Below are 19720 nucleotides of genomic sequence, written 5' to 3'. Positions count from 1 at the left end.
ATGACAGCAGTCGTATCAGGCTGTAAAGCGCCCTATAATACCAATGATGAAGCCAACCAATCTGATTATTCTCGTATTGTTTTATTCACGCCATGGCGCCACGCGCCAGTTGGCCGAGCTGATAGCCCAGGGAGTGGAAAGCGTGCCCGGTTGCGATGCCCGCCTGCGCACCGTGCCCGCCGTCTCCACCGTGGCCGAGGCGACGGCGCCCGAGGTGCCGCCCAATGGCGCGCCCTACGTGGAACTGGACGACCTGCAGGAATGCGCGGGCCTGGCCCTCGGTTCGCCCACGCGCTTCGGCAACATGGCCGCCGCCATGAAGTATTTCTGGGATGGCACGGCCAGTGACTGGCTGGCCGGCAGCCTGTCCGGCAAGCCCGCCTGCGTGTTCACGTCCACGGGCAGCCTGCACGGCGGCCAGGAATCGACCCTGCTGTCGATGATGATCCCCCTCTTCCACCACGGCATGCTGGTCATGGGCTTGCCCTACACGCACCCGGAACTGATGACGACGTCCACCGGCGGCTCGCCGTATGGCGCCACGCACTGGTCGGGCATAGCCGGCGACAAGGCCTTGAGCGACGATGAAAAACGCCTGGCCATCGCCCTGGGCCGGCGCCTGGCGGAAAACGCCGCGAAACTGGCAGGCGCATGATGCACGGCGCGCTGCACAAGTATTTTCACTGGGGCGCCATCGCCAGCCTCGTCACCCTGATCGTCTGGTGCGTGCTGTGGGAAACCGTCGTCGCGCCGCTGCAGCCGGGCGGCTCCTGGGTCGTCCTGAAAGCGGCGCCCCTGCTCATTCCCCTGTACGGCGTGATCAAGCGCGACGTCTACACCCTGCAATGGTCGTCGATGGTGATCCTGCTGTACTTCACGGAAGGCGTGGTGCGCGGCTACAGCGACACGAACCCCACCTCGGCCCTGATGGCCTGGGGAGAAGCGGCCATCGTCTGCATCTATTTTGCCTGCGCCGTGCTGTATCTGCGCCCGTATAAAAAGGCCGCCAGGCGCATGGCCAAAGAGCTACTGGAAAAAGTGAATAAAGTGAGCATCAAGAAATGACTGAAAAAGCCGATTTCCTCGCCGCCTGCCGCGCCCTGCTGGGCGACAGCTACGTCCTCACCCAGGATGCCGACACGGCGCCCTTCCTCACCGACTGGCGCGACAGGTTCACCGGCAAGGCCCTGGCCGTGCTGCGCCCCGCCACGGTGGAGCAAGTGGCCGCAATCCTGCGCGCCTGCGCGCAATGGCAAGTCCCCGTCGTGCCGCAAGGCGGCAACACGGGCCTGGTGCTGGGCAGCATCCCCGATGCGGCCGGCACGGCCGTCGTGCTGTCGCTGGCGCGCCTGAACGCCATCCGCGCGCTCGATCCCGTCAACCGCACCATCACCGTGGACGCGGGCTGCATCCTGCAAACCATCCAGGAAGCGGCGGCCGCCGCCGGCTGCCTGTTCCCCCTGTCGCTGGCGGCCGAAGGCAGTTGCACCATCGGCGGGAATCTGGCGACGAATGCGGGCGGCACGGCCGTGCTGCGCTACGGGAACACGCGTGAACTGTGCCTGGGGCTGGAAGTGGTCACGCCGCAGGGCGAGGTCTGGAGCGGCTTGCGCGGTTTGCGCAAGGACAATACGGGCTACGATTTGCGCGACCTGTACATCGGCGCCGAGGGCACTTTGGGCGTGATCACGGGCGCGGTGATGAAACTGTATCCGCAGCCGAAGGCCTGCATCACGGCGCTGGCCGCCATGGACTCGCCCGCCCACGCCCTGCGTTTATTAAGCCTGATGCAAGACCATTGCGGCGCCAGCCTGACGGGTTTTGAATTGATGTCGCGGTACTGCCTGCAACTGGTGGCCGAGCAGTTCCCGCAGCTGCCGCGGCCTTTCGGCGACGCGCATGGGCAGTCGCATGGGCAATATGTGCTGCTGGAGCTGTCCAGCAGCCAGTCCGAGGCGCATGCCGTGGAATTGCTCGAAGCGAGCATCGGCGCGGCCCTGGAAGACGAGTTGATCGCCGACGCCGTCGTCGCCAGTTCCGTGGCCCAGTCGGAAGGCCTGTGGCAGCTGCGCGAGCACATTCCGCTGGCGCAGGCGCAGGCGGGCAAGAACATCAAGCACGATATCTCGCTGCCGATTTCCCGCATCGCCGATTTCATCGCCGTCACGGATGCGGCGCTGGAAAGCGCCTTCCCCGGCTGCCAGCTCGTGTGCTTCGGCCACCTGGGCGACGGCAACCTGCATTACAACGTGGCGCCGCCCGCCGGCATGACGGACCGGGATTTCCTGGCCAACCAGGACGCCATCAACCGCATCGTGCACGACCAGGTGCACGGCTTTGGCGGCTCGATCTCGGCCGAACACGGCATCGGCGCCCTAAAAAAGGCCGATCTCGCCCACTACAAGTCGCCGCTGGAACTGCAGCTGATGCGCGCCGTGAAACAGGCGCTGGACCCGCAGAACATCATGAATCCGGGGAAGATATTGTGAAGCCGTCATCCCTCCTGCTCATGGCCTTGCTGGCCGGTTCCGCCAGCGCGCAGGACGTCTACAAATGCGTGCAGGATGGCCAGACCAGCTACAGCGCCACGCCCTGCACGGGCGGGCAGCTGCAGATCCTGGAAATCCCCTCGCCCCCGCCTGCCATAGACAAGGGCGCGGCCACGCGCCAGGAGCGCGTCGCCAGCCAGATGGCAGCGGCGCGCAAGCAGCAGGAACAGCGGGAAGACCAGGCGCGCGAACGCGGCGCCAGACAGCGCGAAGCCCATGACAAGCACTGCGCCCAGCTGCGCCTCGAACAGAAATGGGCGGCGCAGGACGCCGTCGGCGCCGGCGATAAAACCCGCGACGCGGCGCAATTGAAAGCGCGGCGCGCCGGCGAACGCCTGGCCGTCGAATGTCTGAATTGAGTGTGCCGGCAGCCAATCCCGCGGGTACGCGCCTGCTGTCGCGCTGGCTGCTGCTGGGCGAATGGCGCGCGCATCCCGTGCGCGCCTTCGTCGCCATCCTGGCCATCGCCATCGGCGTGTCGCTGGGTTTTGCCATCCATTTGATCAACGCGGCCGCCTTCAACGAATTTTCCACGGCCGTCAAAAGCCTGTCCGGCCAGGCCGACGTGCAGGTGGCCGGGCGCGAAGCGCTGTTCGACGAAGCCATCTACCCGTGGCTGGCGCAGCGCGACGGCGTGGCCGTGGCCTCCCCCGTGCTGGAACTGCAAGCCGGCGTAGCCGGAAAGAAAGACGGCGGCCCGCTGCACATCCTGGCGCTCGACGTCTTCCGCGCCGGCTTCATTTCGCCCGACCTGATCGGCGCGCCGGCCGAAGGCCAGCCTTTCGACACCCTGGCCGACGACGCCCTCTTTTTATCGCCGGCCGCCTTGCGCTGGATCAATGTGGTGCAGGGCGACAGCATTGCCCTGCAATCGGGCACGGGTAGCGTATCGCTGCGCGTGGCCGGCTCGCTGCAGCGGGCGCGCGCCGGCCAGCGCATCGCCGTGATGGATATCGGCGCGGCGCAGTGGCGCTTCAACAAGCTGGGCAAGCTGTCGCGCATCGACCTGAAACTGCGCCAGGGCGTCAACCGCGACGCCTTTCAGGCGGATCTCGCGCGCGCACTGGAAGCGCAGTACCCGGGGCGTTTCCAGGTGGGCCAGCCGAATGACGACAACCAGAATAGCCGCAACAATAATCTGAGCCGTGCCTACCGCGTCAACCTGACGGTGCTGGCCCTCGTCGCCCTGTTTACGGGCGCCTTTCTCGTGTTTTCCACGCAGGCGCTGTCCGTCATCCGCCGCCGCGGCCAGTTCGCGCTGCTGCGCGTGCTGGGCATGGAGCGGGGCACACTGCTGCGCCAGGTGCTGTTAGAGGGTGCCAGCCTCGGTATCGTCGGCGCTGGGCTGGGCATCGCCGGCGGCTACGCCATGGCGGCCGTCGCCCTGCGCTTCTTCGGCGGCGACCTGGGCGCCGGCTATTTCGCGGGCGTGCAGCCGCAGGTGCAGTTCACGCCCGTCGCCGCCTTTGTCTACTTTGCCCTGGGTCTGGGCGTCACCTTGCTGGGCTGCGCGGCCCCCGCGCTGGAAGCGGCACGTGCCGCCCCCGCCATCGCCCTGAAATCGGGCAGCGAGGAAGTCGTCACGACGCGCCTGGCCAAGACCTGGCCCGCGCTGGCTTGTTTGCTGCTGGCCGGCGCCTTGACGTTCCTGCCGCCCGTGTTCGAGCTGCCGCTGTTCGGCTACCTGTCCATCGCCCTGCTGCTGATCGGCGCCATCGCCCTGATGCCGCAGCTGGCGGCCGTCGTCTTCCGTTTGCTGCAGCGCGCCTGGCTGCGCACGGAAACGAGCCAGCATGCGCCCGTGCGCAGCCTCACCGTGGCCCGGCTGGCGAACGCCTCGGGCCAGGCCGGCATCGCGCTCGGCGGCGTGCTGTCGAGCTTTAGCCTGATGGTGGCGATGGCCATCATGGTGTCGAGTTTCCGCGTCTCCGTCGATGACTGGCTGCTGCAGATTCTGCCGGCCGACGTGTATGCGCGCCCGGCCGCCAGCGGCGGCACGGCGGGACTGAATCCACGCGAACAGGCGAGCATCGCCGCGCTGCCCGGCGTGGCCAGGGTGGATTTCCAGCGCCTGCGCTCACTGTCGCTGGCGCCGGACCGTCCCAACGTGATGCTGCTGGCGCGTCCCATCAACCTGGCCGATCCGGGCAAGAGCATGGTGCTGGTGGGCGAAACGCTGCCTGTGCCAGCGGGCGCGAAACCCGTGTGGCTGTCCGAAGCGGCGGCCGATCTGTACAACGTCAAATCGGGCCAGCAGATGGCCCTGCCGCTGGCGGGCGGCCTGCACCAGTTCTTTGTCGCCGGCATCTGGCGCGACTACGCGCGCTCGTCCGGCGCCATCCAGATGCCGCTGGACGACTACCGCGCCTTGACCGGAGATATGGACGTCAGCGATGCGGCCCTGTGGCTGGCCAAGGATGCCACGGGCGAGCAGTTGCAGGAAAAGCTCAAGGCCCTGCCCTTCGGCGCCAGCCTGGAAGTGTCGAATCCGTCGGCCATCCGCGCCCTGAGCCTGCAGATTTTCGACCGCAGCTTCGCCGTCACGTATCTGCTGGAAGCCATCGCCATCGTCATCGGCCTGTTCGGCGTGGCCGCCACGTTTTCCGCGCAAACCCTGGCGCGCGCGCGCGAATTCGGCATGCTGCGCCACGTGGGCGTGACGCGCGGCCAGATCTTGTCCATCCTGGCGCTCGAGGGCGGCGCGCTGACGGCGCTGGGCATCGCCACCGGTTTTGTCCTGGGCCTGTTGATCAGCTTTGTGCTGGTCTTCATCGTCAACCCGCAATCGTTCCACTGGACCATGCAGCTGCACCTGCCATGGCCGCTGATCGCCACCGTGGCCGCCGCCCTGCTGACGGCGGCCGCCCTCACCGCCCTCATCGCGGGGCGCCAGGCGCTGTCCGCTGGCCCCATCCGCGCCGTCAGGGAGGACTGGTAATGCGCCGCTTGACTTGTTTATTGTTGTTCTGCAGCGCCGCCGCCATCGCCGCGCCGCCCGCCTTCGCCCCCGTCACGCCGCTGCCGGCCGGCCAGACCCTGCGCATGCCGCACGATTTCGGCGCCCATCCCGCGTACAAGACGGAATGGTGGTACGCCACGGGCTGGGTAAAAACCGCCGGCGGCGAGCAGCTGGGTTACCAGGTGACCTTCTTTCGCAGCGCCACGGCCGCCGACGCGGACAACCCCAGCGCCTTCGCGCCGAAACAGCTGATCATCGGCCACGCGGCCCTGTCCGACCCGAAAGTGGGCAAGCTGCTGCACGACGAAAAAAGCGCGCGCGAGGGTTTCGGCCTGGCCTACGCCAAGGTGGGCGACACGGACGTCAAACTCGACGACTGGCGCATGCAGCGCCAGGCCGACGGCAGCTACCGGGTCAGCCTGGCCGCGCGCGATTTTAACCTGCAGCTGACCCTCGCCCCCACGCAGCCCGTGCTGCTGCAGGGCGTTGGCGGCTACTCGCGCAAGGGCGCGCGGCCCGAGCAGTCCAGTTATTACTACAGCAAGCCGCAGTTGCGTACCACGGGCACGATCGCCCGCGCGGGCGGCAAGCCGGAAGCCGTGACGGGCGCCACCTGGCTCGATCACGAGTGGTCGAGCCAGGTGCTCGACGCGGACGCCAGCGGCTGGAACTGGATAGGCGCCAACCTCGCTGACGGCGGCGCCCTGATGGCCTTCCAGATCCGCAGCAAGACAGGTGCTAAACTATGGGCGCACGCGACATGGCGCGATGCGTCCGGTAAGATGACGCAGTACGCGCCCGGCGACGTCGATTTCACGCCCACGCAGCTGTGGCGCTCGCCCCGCACGCAGGCCGAATACCCGGTCGCCACCGAGATCCGCACCGGCGCCACGCGCTGGCAAATCAAGCCCTTGCAGGCCGACCAGGAGCTCGATTCGCGCCGCTCGACGGGGGCCGTGTACTGGGAAGGCGCCGTGACGGTGGAGCGCGACGGCCAGCCCGTGGGCCGCGCCTACCTGGAAATGACGGGCTATGTTCAGCCGATGAAGTTGTAAGCGTTATCAGCACCATCGAATATGTAAATCAAAGCGAAAAACAATGACAACCAGCACAGAAACAGGCAGCACCAGTACAGCTAGCACCGCACCAACTCTTGATACCGGCACCAGCCGCGAACTGAAAAAAGGCAGCCTGGCCGCCTTCAAGGGCTTGATGCCCTTTCTGACGCCGTACCGCAAGCAGTTCTTCCTGGCCGGTATCGCGCTGGTGGTGGCCGCCGCCTCGACCCTGGCCATTCCCGCCGCCTTCAAGCAGATGATCGACCTCGGTTTCGGCGGCGCGGCCGGCTCGAAAAGCATCCAGCACGTCGACCTGGTGTTCCTCGCCCTGTTCGGCGTGGCCTCCATCCTGGCACTGGCCACGGCGGCGCGCTTTTATACCGTGTCGTGGCTGGGCGAGCGCGTCACGGCCGACATCCGCAGCGCCGTGTACCGCCACGTCGTCACGCAAAGCCCGGAATTCTTTGAAACCACGCAGACGGGCGAAGTCCTGTCCCGCATCACCACCGACACGACATTGATACAAGCCGTGGTCGGCACCAGCATCTCGATGGCGCTGCGCAATGTGCTGCTGTTCCTCGGCGGCCTGGTGATGCTGTTCGTCACCAGCGCCAAGCTGGCCGGCATCATCATCGGCTTGCTGATCCTCGTCGTCGTGCCCATCATCGTCTTCGGCCGCAAGGTGCGCAAGCTGTCGCGCGATTCGCAGGACCGCATCGCCGACGCCTCGGCCATGGCCGGCGAAATCCTCAACGCCATGCCCACCGTGCAGGCGTTTACGCACGAGAAAATAGAATCGAAGCGCTTCGGCGACTCCGTCGAAGGCGCCTTCATGACGGCCATGCGCCGCATCCGCGCCCGCGCCCTGCTGACCATGATCGCGATCTTGCTGGTCTTCGGCACCATCGTGTTCGTGCTGTGGCTGGGCGCGCGCGCCGTGCTGGAAGGCTCGATGACGGGCGGAGACCTGGGCCAGTTCATCCTGTACGCGTCCATCGTGGCCGGCGCCATCGGCGCCCTGTCCGAAGTCATGGGCGAAGCGCAGCGCGCCGCCGGCGCCACCGAGCGCCTGCTGGAATTGATGGCCGTCAAATCGGAAATCGAATCGCCTGCCACGCCGCTGCCGCTGCCCGCGCGCGCCGCGACCGGCGCCGCCTTGACATTGGACAATGTCATGTTCTCGTATCCGTCGCGCCCCGACACCCACGCGCTCGATCACGTCAGCCTCGACATCCGCGCCGGCGAAACGGTGGCCGTCGTCGGCCCGTCCGGCGCCGGCAAGACCACGCTGTTCCAGCTGTTCCTGCGTTTTTACGACCCGCAGAGCGGCAGCATCCGCCTCGATGGCGTCGACATCAAGCAGCTCGACCTGCACACCCTGCGCGACGCCATCGGCATCGTGCCGCAGGATACCGTGATCTTCTCGGCCGACGCCATGGAAAACATCCGCTACGGCCGCGCCGGCGCCAGCGACGGGGAAGTCATCGCCGCCGCGAAAATGGCGGCCGCCCACGAATTCATCGAGCGCCTGCCGAACGGCTACAAATCCTTCCTCGGCGAACGGGGCGTGCGCCTGTCCGGCGGCCAGCGCCAGCGCATCGCCATCGCCCGCGCCCTGCTGAAAAATCCGCCGCTGCTGCTGCTCGACGAAGCGACCAGCGCGCTGGACGCGGAATCGGAACGCCTGGTGCAAAAGGCGCTGGAAGCGGCCATGGTGGGCCGCACCACCGTCATCATCGCCCACCGCCTGGCGACCGTGCAGCGGGCCGACCGCATCGTCGTCATGGAAGACGGCAAGATCGTCGAGACGGGCACGCATGCATCGCTGGTTGCGCTCGGGGGCATCTATGCGAATCTTGCCGCACTGCAATTCCATCACGTACAGATCAATCCAGCGGAATAATCATGAACGCACTTTTCCACGCCAACCTGGGCATCACCGATTTCTGGACCTTTTTACTGGGGACCATCTTCATCGTCATCCTGCCCGGCCCCAATTCCATGTACGTGCTGTCCGTGGCCGCCCAGCGCGGCGTGCGGCCCGCCTACCAGGGCGCCTTCGGCATCTTCGCCGGCGACCTGATACTGATGGTGCTGTCGGCCTGCGGCGTCGCCTCGCTGCTGAAAGCCAGCCCGGCCCTGTTCTACGTCGTGAAATACATCGGCGCGGCCTACCTGGGCTGGATCGGCCTGCAAATGCTGATAGGCTGCTGGCGCAAGCTGCGCGCACCCGCTCCCGCTGAAGGCGAAGCGGCTGCCGTACCTGCTCCCGCCAAGGAAAGCGACCCGTTCCGCAAGGCGCTGATCATCAGCCTGATGAACCCGAAAGCGATTCTGTTCTTCATCTCGTTTTTCATCCAGTTCGTCGACCCGGCCTTTGCCAAGCCCGTGCTGTCCTTCATCGGCCTGGGCCTGATCTGCCAGGTAATCAGCTTTACCTACCTGACGGCCATCATCTTTGTCGGCGCGCGCCTGGCCGAGACCTTCCGCCGCCGTCGCCGCCTGTCGGCCGGCATGGGCGGCGGCGTGGGCGCCATGTTCATCGGCTTTGGCGCGAAACTGGCCACGGCCACACTTTAAGGAACTGCCGTGAACGAGCTTGAACTGCGCCAGCACTGCCATACCGTCCTGCCGGGCCACCGCCAGCCGACGCCAGCGGCCACCTTCGCCGCCATGGCCGCCTGGTGCGACGCCAACGACGTTGCGCACGATACCTATGGCGAAGGCGCGCTGATCGAACAGTTCGAGAACAAGATCGCCAGCCTGCTCGGCTTCGAGGCGGCCGTATTCTGCCTCACGGGCACCTTGGCGCAGGTCACTGCCCTGCGCCTGGCCTGCCAGGACCGCGGCTCGCGCCTGGTGGCGCTGCATCCGACGTCGCACATCCTGCGCCACGAGCGGGGCAACCATGAATTGCTCGATCATTTCAAGGGATTGATGATCGGCGACCCGCACCGCCCGTGGACGGTGGACGACTTGCGCGCCGTGCCCGATGCGCTGGGCGCCGCGCAGCTCGAACTGCCGATGCGCGAAATCGGCGGCCAGTGCCCGTCGTGGGAAGAGTTGAGCGAGATCAAACGGCATTGCCGCGAACGCAACATCCACCTGCACATGGATGGCGCGCGCCTGTGGGAAGCGCAAGCCGGCTTCAAGCAGCCCTTGCCGGCCATCTGCGACGGCTTTGACTCCGTGTACGTGTCGCTGTACAAGGGCATCGGCGGCCTCGGCGGCGCCATGCTGGCCGGCAGCCGCCCGTTCGTGGAACGGGCGCGCGAGTGGTTCCGCCGCCAGGGCGGCAATATCGTGCACCGCACGCCCTACGTGGTGGCCGCCGCCATGCAATTCGATGCGCGCCTGGCCGCCATGCCCCGCTATTTCGAACGCACGCAGTGGCTGTACGCGCTGCTGCGCGATTTTCCATCGATCGCCGTCAACCCTGCCCAGCCGCAGGCCAACATGCTGCATCTGCACTTGCCCGTGTCGCGCGAGCGGGCCATCGCCATCCGCAACCAGGTGGCCGAAGAACACGGCATCTGGCTGTTCGGCCGCGCCAGCCACGCCGCCCTGCCCGGGCACAGCGTGGTGGAGTGGTATGTGGGGGATAACTTGCTGGAACTGCCCGACGACAGCGTACGGCATGCCTTGAGCCTGCTGGACCAGGCCATGCACGCCTAGACCCCGGCTTCCCGCCAGGCTGGCTCGCTGGCCAAGCGGGAATGGCTACCGTGTCCGCAAGCCGTAGGTAAATTTGATCAGGTAGTTGACGCCGATATCGGTCGGCGCGGAAGCACCGGCAACGTGGCCGCACAAACAGCTGCCCCGGTAGTCGGGCAGGCAGAATTGCTCGTCCGAACCACCATGCAGATAGCCGAGCACGACGAACAGCTCAGGATAGCTGGCGGCGGCCAGCGTGCGGCCGTCGCACGGCATCCAGCCGCTCGCCTCGATATGCGCACCGGCGCTGTCCCCGGCAAAGGCGACCACCGCGCCGACGGGCGTGTCGCCGAAGCCGGGCCGCACGAAAGCCGGCGGCAACGCAGGAAACGTGGCGCTCATGGCCAGGCTTTCCCGCCGCGGGTGGCGACGCAGAGAGCCCATGGGCTGGCGCCGGCCGCCGTCAGCGATGACGCATCGCCGCTTTGATCAATGTCAATTCGCATGTCATGCCCTTGTCGGTTTTCATGTCCATCCAGACCTGCATCCGGTTTCATTCCAATAATGAATCAACATTTCTCGAAAAGCAAGTTTCGTGCTGCGCGGCATAAAAAAAAGCGCCCGAAGGCGCTTTTTTCATTTCATGGCGGCCGGGTTGGCCGCCACTACCTGCTTAGAACTTGTAGTTATAAGCGAGACCGATCAACTGCATGCGGGTCTTGAACAGGCCCTTGGTGGTTTCACCGTTGCCGGTGCAGCCGTTAGACAGCGGCGGCACGGGGCCGCAGCCATTTTTGTAATTGACGTCAGCATCCTTGAAATCGATATAGCTGTAGGCCAGATCCAGCGAGGAATTGGCGTTCAGCTTCCAGTTCGCGCCGATCGAGTACTGCATGCGGTCGCTGTCCGGCAAGGCCGGGTGGCGCAGCTCGGCGCTGCGCACTGGCGCCTGGTCATGCGCGATACCGGCGCGCAGCAACAGGCTTTCGCTGTACTTGTAGTTGGTGCCCAGCGAGACGCGGTAGGTATCTTTCCAGTTCTGGCGAATGCGTTCCGGGCCTTCGGCCGTCGGCGGGAACTGGATATCCAGGTTCTGCAGGCGCGAAGTACGGGTCCAGGTGACGTCGCCCATCAGAGCCCACTTATCGTCCATCTGGTGGAAAGCATTGATCGATACGGTTTCCGGCGTGCGCAGTTCGACCAGCGCCTTGGAGTTGACCTTGCCCGATGCGGCGCTGATGAAGCCATTCACGGCCGCATTGTTCGACACTTGCGAGAAGTCCCAGATCGTGTCGCCTTTCAGCTTGTGCGAAATCGACGAACGGTAAGCGATACCGAAACGCGTGCCTTCATTCAGCTGGTACAGGTAGCCCAGGTTGAAGCCGAAGCCCCAGTCGTCGCCATCCATCGAGGCGTGGCCATCCTTGGCGCCCGCCAGTGCTATGCCGGCAGCTTGCGCGGCAGCCGCGCCTTGCGCCTTAGCAACACTCGCCAGGAAAGCCCTCGAGGCGACTGGATTCGCGCTCAAGGCACTGACCGTACCCGGCACGTCCACTGCCTGGCCCAGTTCCGCCTTCATGTATTCAGCCGTCACGCCGAAACCGAACGAGTGGTGCTGGTCCAGTTTGAACGACACGGAAGGATTCAGGGCGATGGCTTCGAGCTTGATGTTGGTGATCGCATAGCGGCCGCTCCAGCTGTTGCCATAGTCAAGCTTGGCGCCGTAGGGCACGAACAGGCCCATGCCGACGGTCCATTGGTCATTGACTTTCTTGCTGGCGTACAGGGCTGGCGCAAAGACGGCATCCGGTGCGTAGTCCTTGGTCGTGCCACCCGTCGGCTTGCCCAGGAAATTGACGGAGCGATTGTCCTGGAACGTCGAATGCGGTACCACCAGGGTGCCGCCGCCCACGAACTGCGTGCCTTCCAGGCGGGACATGCCGGCCGGGTTGTAGAAAATGGTCGACGCGTCGGCCGCTTCGGCGCCGCTGGCGTCAGCCGTGCCCTGGGCAGAAACGCTTTGCGAACCAAAACGGTAGCCCGATGCTTGTGCGGTGGAAGAGATGCCGGCGAACGCGGCAACGATCAAAAGGGGCAGATATTTATGTTTCAAGTTAGTCTCTCTTTATTATATGAAGTGTCTTCGTCACATTATCCCGGGTAGCTCAACCTCACCCGTCCTGCACTGTTCTTGCCGCCGTGAACTCCAATTCACTGACGGCATGAGCGAAGCATATAATATTTTTTAGAAAAAAGCGAACGTTCGCTCTTTTTATGAAACAGCGTTGTTTTCTACGCCAATCGCGGGACTGTACGGGGGCAGCACGGGGGCCGGCAGCGGTATCAAAAAGCGCTGGTGCATCAGCGCCAGCATCTGTTCGGCCGCCACGGGGCGCGAAATGAAATAGCCCTGCACTTCATTGCATTGCAGCGCGCGCAGAATGTCGAGCTGCTCGCGCGTCTCCACCCCTTCGGCCACCACGCTCATGCCCAGCGCATGCGCCATCGACAGGATGGCGCGCACGAACACTTCGCCCTGCTCCGAACGCCCCAGCTCCATGGTAAAGGCGCGGTCGATCTTCAAGCCATCCATGGCGAACTTCTGCAGCTGCGACAGCGAAGAGTATCCCGTGCCGAAATCGTCGACCAGCAGGCGCACGCCCAGCGCGCGGATGGCCGACAGCTGCTCCACGGCGCGGTTCTGCTCATCCATCATGGCCGATTCCGTGATTTCCACCTCGATCAGCCGCGCATCGATGCGGTGGCGCGCCAGCGCGGACGCCAGCACCTGGTGCACGTCGCCACGGCCGAACTGGCGCGCCGAGACGTTGATGGACACGGGCACCAGTTCCAGTCCGCTGGCCTGCCAGCGCGCCATCTGCAGGCACACCTTCTCGATGACGACTTCGCCCAGCTGCGAAATCAAGCCGCTGCTCTCGGCCACGGGAATGAATTCCAGCGGCGGCACCATGCCGTGCTGCGGATGCTGCCAGCGCACCAGCGCCTCCATGCTGCACAGCTGGCCGCTCATGGCGTCGACGCGCGGCTGGTAGACGACGAGGAACTGGTCTTGCTCCAGCGCCGCCACCAGGCTTTGCTCCAGTTCGCGGCGGTTGCGGATGGTTTCGAACAATTCGGGCTGGAAGAAGCGGTGATGGCCCTTGCCTGCCACTTTCACGGCATACATGGCGATGTCGGCGTTCTTCAGCAGCACTTCCGTCTCGGCGCCATCGCGCGGATACAGGCTGATGCCGATCGACGCGCCCATCTTGTGGCGTTCGCTGCCCAGGTAAAACGGTTCGTCGAAAGCGATGGCGATGCGCTGCGCCACCTGCTCGGCGCGGCTGTCGTCCTCCACCGGGTCGAGCACGACGACGAATTCGTCGCCGCCCAGGCGCACCACGTGGTCGCCCGGGCGCAGCACGGCCTTCAGGCGCAAGGAGGCGGCGCGCAGCACCTTGTCGCCCTCGGCGTGGCCTTGCGTATCGTTGATATCCTTGAAGCCGTCCAGGTCGATGAACAGCAGCGCCAGCATGTGCCGTGCGATGGCGGCCCGCCCCAGGGCGCCCGGCAGGAATTGCTGCAGCCAGTAGCGGTTGGGCAGACCCGTCAAACCGTCTTCGTTGGCCAGGCGGCGCAAGTCGCGCTCGTGCTCCTTGGCCGTGCTGATGTCTTGCAGGGTGACGGCCAGGCGGTCGCCGCTGCGCACCAGGCGCCGACGTATCCAGCGCAGCTTGAACGGGTTACCTTCCGGCAACTCGATCTCTTCCTCGGAAAAGCCGGACTCCATGGCGGCCCGGTAATTGTGGATCAGGTCGCGGAAATACGGCTCGTGGGCGCGCGACTGCAGCCGCATGCCCAGCAACTGTTCGCGCCGCACGCCGAAGTAGCCGGCGCCCGGCTCGTTGCAGTCGACGATCTCGAAATCGAGGATGCTGCCATCGGTGCCGCGCAGGGCGGCGATGATATAAAAGCCGTCGCTCGTGCCTTCGGTGGCCATGCGGTAGGCATTGCGCACGCCTTCGGACTGGTGGTGGCGCCACGCCAGGCGCAGCGACAGCACGGTGGCGACGGCGGCAAAGGCCAGCAGCAGCACGGTGACGGCCAGGGCGATGCCGAGATAAATGGTGCGCGTTTCTTCGTAGGGATGCAGCATCTCGCCGTCCGACAGCCCGACCACGGCCGTAAACGGATAGGCTTTCAGGGCTTGCCAGCCCACATAGCGGCTTTGCTTGTCGGAAAAAGCGATCCTGCCGCCCGAATGCAGGGCACCGCTGTCCGTTTCGAGGAAGCTGGTATCGAGGAAGGGCGTGCCCCGGCCGGTCTGGGTCGGCAGGACGCGCGAGCCGAGGCGCGTGCCGAACAGCTCGCCCTCTTCGCCCACCATGGCGGACATGCCGAACTTGCCAAAATTGACGCTGTCGTAGAATTCCGAAAAGTAACTGGAATGGATGGAGATGAGCAGCACGCCATCGAAATTGCCATCCTCGTCTTCCAGCCGGCGCGTGAAATGCACGAGGCCTTCATCGGCACCGGGCGCCGTGGCGACACCGCCCCCGTTGACGCTGCCGAGCGCAATGCGCAGCGCGCTGGAATTGCTGCGCCAGTGGCGCAGCAGGAAATCGCTGCGCTCGTTGACCCGCAGGCGCTGCAGCGGCGCCGTGGCCGTCACGGGGTGGCCCTTGCGGTCGAGGATGGCGACGATGGCAAATTGCGGCAAGGCATACATGCCCTGCGTCTTCAACTGGTCCAGACGCAACTGGCCGCGCGAATTTTCCCACTCGTACTTGAGCTGCAAGGTCAGCTGGTCCATCTGTTCCAGGGTGCGCAGCAGGTACTGGCTGTAGGCCTTCGACAAGGAAGACACGCTGTCGAGCGCCTGCTGCTGCGCCACCTTCTTTTCCGCCTCCAGCTGCAGCAAGGTGGCCGTCCACAGCACGGCGCACAGAACCAGCCCCAGCAAGGGCCAGGCCAGAATCAGGCGCAGGTTGGCCTTGAAAAAATCGGCCCTGCTCATCTCCACCACGGCGGCGTTATTACTATTCACAAATTGTCGCAAAAACATGGTGCAGCATCTGCCGTTTCTGTATTTCCTTAGGGACACACAAATTACCACAGAGTCATGTTTGCAGGGGATAAGGTAGTGTAATTATGTGCGTCGCCCGCATCCCGCCTGTCGCGCCTGCGTTACAATCACCATCCTTACCGTTGGAGAAATACATGCAGCAATATCAAGATTTGATCAAGACCGTGCTCGAAACTGGCAGCTGGCAAGACAACCGCACGGGCATCCGCACCCTGAGCGTGCCGGGCGCCATGATGCGTTTCGACTTGGCCAACGGCAATTTCCCTGCCGTGACAACCAAGAAACTGGCTTTCAAATCCGTGATCGGCGAATTGTGCGCCTTCCTGCGCGCCTCGCGCAACGCGGCCGAATTCCGCGCGCTGGGCTGCAAGGTGTGGGACCAGAACGCCAATGAAAATGCGCAATGGCTGGCCAATCCCTACCGCGAAGGCGAGGATGACCTCGGTCCCGTGTATGGCGTGCAATGGCGTCAATGGCCTGCATATAAGGTGCTCGACGCGGCCCAGCCCGCGCAGATCGCCGACGCGCAAGCCAACGGTTATACCTTGATTGCCCCCATCGCCGAGGACGGCGTGCAAAAAGTGCTGCTGTATAAGGCCGTCGACCAGTTGCGCGAGTGCCTCGATACCATCATGACGAACCCGGGCAGCCGGCGCATCCTGTTCCATGGCTGGAACCCGGCCGTGCTGGACGCCGTCGCCCTGCCCGCCTGCCATTTGCTGTACCAGTTCATCCCGAACGCCAGCACGCGCGAAATCTCGCTGTGTTTATATGTGCGCAGCAACGATATCGGCCTGGGCACGCCGTTCAACATCGCCGAAGGCGCCGCCCTGCTGCACCTGGTGGCGCGCCTGACGGGCTATACGCCGCGCTGGTTTACGTATTTCATCGGCGACGCGCACATCTATGAAAACCACCTGGACATGGTGGAAGAGCAACTCAAGCGCACGCCGTTCCCGGCGCCCCGTTTCGTCATTTCCGAGCGCGTGCCCGACTACGCGAAGACGGGCAAGTACGAGCCGGAATGGCTGGAAAAGATCGAACCGTCGGATTTCTCGCTGGAAGGCTATGAACACCATGCGCCCATCAAGGCCGCGATGGCCGTCTGATGGCGGTGTCACCACTGGCGGCGCTGCATCGCAAGCTGTTTGACGAAACGGACGGCGTCAAGTTTTCCAATCTGAAAGACCGGCTGCTGAAAAAGCATGCCGCAGATGACCGGCTGGCCGTGCTCGACATCCTGACCGCCTATGCCAGGGAAGGCCAGCTGCTGCACTGGCGCGCCTTTCTGATGAGCGATATCGTGCAATTGGCGGAAGCCAATGAACATACGGCATTTTTTGCATGGGCATTGGGGCAGCCCGAGCTGGCCTACCGGGCCGTCGACGGCATGCTGAAAAGCATCGGCAAGGAGGCGTATGCGCCACTGGTGGCCCTGGCCACTGCGGAAAATGCCAAGCTGAGCGTGCGCGCCAAGGCCGTGAAAAGCCTGGCCGTCTTCTGCCGCCAGCCTTTCGATGCCGGTTTGCCGTACGATCCCGGCCATTGGAAGGAAGAGCAGCTGCGACTGGAGGCTGTGCAGGCCTGGCAGCGCGATGCTTACCCGGATGGCGCAGGCCATGCGGTGCCCGTCACCCACGCGGCGCTCGATGAACCGCGCACGCCGCTGGAAAAAGCTGCCGCCAGGCTGGAGAAAAAACTGGCGGCCCGGCGAAAAAAGGAGCAGGACCTGGCCCAGCCATCGAACTGGCTGACCATCGCCAGCGCCGCCGACATGGCCGGCATCGCGCAGCGCTGGGCCTTGCCGGAGCAGTACCGGCGCTTCCTGGCCTGCCATTCGCCGCTGCGGGTATTTATCGACAGCCAACAGTATTTCCAGGGCTTGAGCCTGTACGGCGCGGCCGAACTGGTCAAGGGCCAGTACGGTTACGCCTGGGATCCCGTCAGCGGCGCAGCCATCGCCGGCTGGCCGGAACAGTACCTGGTGATCGCCGACGCGGGCGCCAATCCGTATTGCCTGGACCTGGGCGCCATTGCCGGCGGCGATGCGCCCGTGTACACGGCCGAACACGGCATGGGCGCATGGTGCTTCGAGCGCCATGCGGACAGTTTCATCGACTTCCTGAACGAGATCGCGCTGGCGGCCTAGCCTGCTTCGCCTCCCGGCCCACCCGGGCCGGGACCGCCAGGGCCGCCTGGCCCGCGTCCGCCCGGCGGACCGAAGCGCGGTTCGCGCTCGCCCTCTTTCGCCGCCGACGTGGCGCCACCGAGGCGGTACGACAGTCCCACGTAAATCATCCGTCCATCGAAGCGCCGCGTGCTCGTCTCGCGCAGGGAGGCGCTGTTGATGACGGTTTCCATCTTGTTGCTGCTGAACACATCGGTCACGTTCATGACCAGGCTCAATTGCGGCGTCACCGTGTGGCGTAGACTGAGGTTCAAGGTATTGTTCGGCGAGCGGTAGCCTTGTCCCGACAAGGTCTTGCCTTGCATTTGCAGGGCCAGTTGCAGCTGGTTGGCCGGATTGATCTGGTAATTGAGGCGCGCGCGGCCGCTCAGGGCATTCGCCGTGCGCGTGCTGCGGTTGCCCAGGTCGTCGGAACTCGTCTGCTGGCTGCGCGCCAGGTTGCCGCTCGTGTTCAGGGTCAGCGATGGCGTGAGCTTGCCGCTGACGCTGAATTCCAGGCCGCTCGAATGGCTGCCCTCTCCGTTTTCGCGCGTCGTCAGCAACACATTGTCGCTGATAAAGTAGCGGTAATCGACGATGGCGTCCGTGTCGCGGCGGTGGTAGGCGCGCAAGCTGCTTTCCAGACCGAACAATCTGGTTTCATAGCCGATTTCGAACGAATCCGTCTGCGTGGGCTTCAGCTTCGGGTTGCCGGCCGACACATTGAACTCGTCGCGGTAGACCACGTACGGATTCAGGTCGCCCGCGTTCGGGCGGCGCAGGCGGTGCGCATAGCTGAAGCGCAAGTTGCTCTCGTCGCTGACCTTGTAGGTGGCAAACAGGCTGGGAATGTAGTTGACGTAGTTGTTGCCGGCCTCAACGCCGCTGGTGATCTGGCGCACCGTCAAATCCGTGTACTCGGCGCGCAAGCCGGCCAGCGCGCCCCAGCGCTCGCTCAGGCGCATCTGGTAGGAGCCGTACAGTGCGATGGTGCGTTCATCCATCTCGAAGCGGTTGCTGCGCATGGGGTTGACGGTCGCAAGCAGGCTGGCCGGGTTGATGTCCGTATATAAAGTGTCGAAACTGCTCTGGTTGTCGGCCACCTTGTAACCGAGCTTGGCCGTGCCGCCCGCCAACGGACGCTCGTAGTCGCCGCTGAAGTCGACGATGCGGTTGCCCATCTCGCTGTGCTGGCGCGCGCGGCTGTCGAAGGCGTTCACAGGCGCAACCGCGTAGGTATTCGCGTAATCGCTGTCGCTCTCGTTGGTCGACGAGGACACGCGCAAGTCGATCTTGAGGGTTTCGCCCGGCAACTCTCCCTTGTGGTCGTAGCGCGCGCCCCAGCTGTAGTTGCGGCTGTCGCCGTTGCGCACGGTGCGGCGCACATAGTCGCCGATGGTGCTGCCCGTGCTGTCGCCATTGATGTAGCGGTCGAGCGAGCGCTGGTCGTTGCTGCGCCCGTTATACGACACGCTGGCGGCCAGGGTGTCATTCGTGTTCAGGTTGTAATTCACGGTGCCGTGCAAGCCCAGCGAGTCGTTCAAGCCATTGTTGCTGGACTGCTGGCTGCTGGGGGCGAACGCGCCAGTGCCACGCTCCAGGCGCTCACGGCTGACCTCGCCCACGGAATTGCGGCCGTCATGGCGCACATTGATGCCGCCCTGGTAGCCCCACGGCCCTTCGTTATAGGTGCCGGAGACGGAACTGTTGTAGCGTCCGGCGATGCCCGCATTCGCGTTGACGGTGGCAAAACCGCCCGGCTTGCGGTTGCGCCGCATCACCAGGTTCAGGATCGGCCCGCCACCGGCTTCGTTGCCGAACTGGGCACCGGGATTGTTGATCACTTCCACGGATTCGATATCGTCGGCCGCCATGGCGTTCAGGGTGGCGCCGCGCGAATCGCCCTGCAGCATGGCCGACGGCTTGCCATCGATCAAAATCTGCACATTGCTGCTGCCGCGCAGGGAGACGGACCCATCGGGATCGACGGCCACGGACGGCACATTGTTCAAGGCGTCGGCCGCCGTGCCGTTGCTGCTGCCCACGTCGGACTTGACGTCGTAGACTTGCCGATCGATGCGCCCCGTGGGACGTTCGGCCGTCACGCTGACGGAAGGCGGAGACCCGGCGGCCGGCGCCGGCTTGACGGCATTGTCGCCGGTGACGGTTTGCGCCTGGACAGCGGCGCCGGAGACGAGCAGGCTGCCGCCCGCCAGGCAATGGAAAAGAAGTTTATGCATTGGCTAA

15 protein-coding genes are annotated in these 19720 nt (G+C 64.8%); 11 read left to right on the top strand and 4 right to left on the bottom strand.

Features of this window, described 5'->3' with window-relative positions; genetic code table 11:
• The first annotated feature begins 46 nt into the window (after positions 1-46).
• The 9 genes from wrbA to IGS61_RS10695 are packed head-to-tail and all read left to right on the top strand — an operon-like array spanning position 47 to position 10241.
• Positions 47-655 (top strand): NAD(P)H:quinone oxidoreductase, encoded by a 609-nt coding sequence (gene wrbA / locus IGS61_RS10735; RefSeq protein ID WP_230539571.1) that lies wholly within the window; start codon positions 47-49, stop codon positions 653-655.
• Entirely contained in the window at positions 655-1065 is a 411-nt protein-coding gene (locus IGS61_RS10730) for a DUF2069 domain-containing protein (RefSeq protein ID WP_442908054.1), read from the top strand. Before wrbA ends, IGS61_RS10730 begins: the two co-directional genes overlap by 1 nt.
• On the top strand, positions 1062-2489 hold the full coding sequence (locus tag IGS61_RS10725; RefSeq protein WP_230539569.1) for an FAD-binding oxidoreductase: 1428 nt from the start codon (positions 1062-1064) through the stop codon (positions 2487-2489). The genes IGS61_RS10730 and IGS61_RS10725 overlap by 4 nt, the downstream gene beginning before the upstream one ends.
• On the top strand, positions 2486-2908 hold the full coding sequence (locus tag IGS61_RS10720; protein ID WP_230539568.1) for a DUF4124 domain-containing protein: 423 nt from the start codon (positions 2486-2488) through the stop codon (positions 2906-2908). The genes IGS61_RS10725 and IGS61_RS10720 overlap by 4 nt, the downstream gene beginning before the upstream one ends.
• Positions 2896-5487: an FtsX-like permease family protein gene (locus tag IGS61_RS10715; RefSeq protein WP_230539567.1), complete on the top strand. Its 2592-nt coding sequence runs from the start codon at positions 2896-2898 to the stop codon at positions 5485-5487. Before IGS61_RS10720 ends, IGS61_RS10715 begins: the two co-directional genes overlap by 13 nt.
• Positions 5487-6563 carry a lipocalin-like domain-containing protein gene (locus tag IGS61_RS10710; protein WP_230539566.1) on the top strand — a complete coding sequence of 359 codons (1077 nt, stop codon included), beginning with the start codon at positions 5487-5489 and terminating at the stop codon, positions 6561-6563. Before IGS61_RS10715 ends, IGS61_RS10710 begins: the two co-directional genes overlap by 1 nt.
• Positions 6564-6606: 43 nt before the next feature.
• The gene (locus IGS61_RS10705) at positions 6607-8469 is read left to right on the top strand and encodes an ABC transporter transmembrane domain-containing protein (protein ID WP_230539565.1); all 1863 of its coding nucleotides are present in this window, start codon (positions 6607-6609) and stop codon (positions 8467-8469) included.
• A gap of 2 nt (positions 8470-8471) precedes the next feature.
• On the top strand, positions 8472-9146 hold the full coding sequence (gene leuE / locus IGS61_RS10700; RefSeq protein WP_230539564.1) for a leucine efflux protein LeuE: 675 nt from the start codon (positions 8472-8474) through the stop codon (positions 9144-9146).
• Positions 9147-9155: 9 nt separating this feature from the next.
• Positions 9156-10241: a threonine aldolase family protein gene (locus IGS61_RS10695; RefSeq protein ID WP_230539563.1), complete on the top strand. Its 1086-nt coding sequence runs from the start codon at positions 9156-9158 to the stop codon at positions 10239-10241.
• 45 nt (positions 10242-10286) lie between these two features.
• Here IGS61_RS10695 and IGS61_RS10690 read toward each other — a convergent pair whose 3' ends face one another.
• The 3 genes from IGS61_RS10690 to IGS61_RS10680 all read right to left on the bottom strand — a co-directional run bounded on the left by IGS61_RS10690 (position 10287) and on the right by IGS61_RS10680 (position 15267).
• On the bottom strand, positions 10287-10664 hold the full coding sequence (locus tag IGS61_RS10690; protein ID WP_230539562.1) for a phage tail protein: 378 nt from the start codon (positions 10662-10664) through the stop codon (positions 10287-10289).
• Positions 10665-10893: 229 nt separating this feature from the next.
• A complete protein-coding gene (locus tag IGS61_RS10685; protein ID WP_230539561.1) occupies positions 10894-12333 on the bottom strand; it encodes an OmpP1/FadL family transporter in 1440 nt (479 codons plus the stop codon).
• 159 nt (positions 12334-12492) lie between these two features.
• Entirely contained in the window at positions 12493-15267 is a 2775-nt protein-coding gene (locus IGS61_RS10680; RefSeq protein WP_230539560.1) for a bifunctional diguanylate cyclase/phosphodiesterase, read from the bottom strand.
• A gap of 173 nt (positions 15268-15440) precedes the next feature.
• Here IGS61_RS10680 and IGS61_RS10675 point away from each other — a divergent pair, with 173 nt between their 5' ends.
• Positions 15441-16415 (top strand): thymidylate synthase, encoded by a 975-nt coding sequence (locus IGS61_RS10675; protein ID WP_230539559.1) that lies wholly within the window; start codon positions 15441-15443, stop codon positions 16413-16415.
• Positions 16415-17455: an SMI1/KNR4 family protein gene (locus IGS61_RS10670; RefSeq protein WP_230539558.1), complete on the top strand. Its 1041-nt coding sequence runs from the start codon at positions 16415-16417 to the stop codon at positions 17453-17455. Before IGS61_RS10675 ends, IGS61_RS10670 begins: the two co-directional genes overlap by 1 nt.
• On the opposite strand, the gene IGS61_RS10665 is transcribed toward IGS61_RS10670, so the two are convergent.
• Positions 17452-19713: an outer membrane beta-barrel family protein gene (locus tag IGS61_RS10665; protein WP_230539557.1), complete on the bottom strand. Its 2262-nt coding sequence runs from the start codon at positions 19711-19713 to the stop codon at positions 17452-17454. The two genes, IGS61_RS10670 and IGS61_RS10665, sit on opposite strands and share 4 nt — an antisense overlap.
• Positions 19714-19720: the final 7 nt, after the last annotated feature.

Source organism: Janthinobacterium sp. FW305-129 (genome assembly GCF_020858115.1).
GTDB lineage: Bacteria > Pseudomonadota > Gammaproteobacteria > Burkholderiales > Burkholderiaceae_D > Janthinobacterium.
Note: the sequence above shows the minus strand (reverse complement) of the source record. Positions and strands in the feature narration are given on the sequence as shown.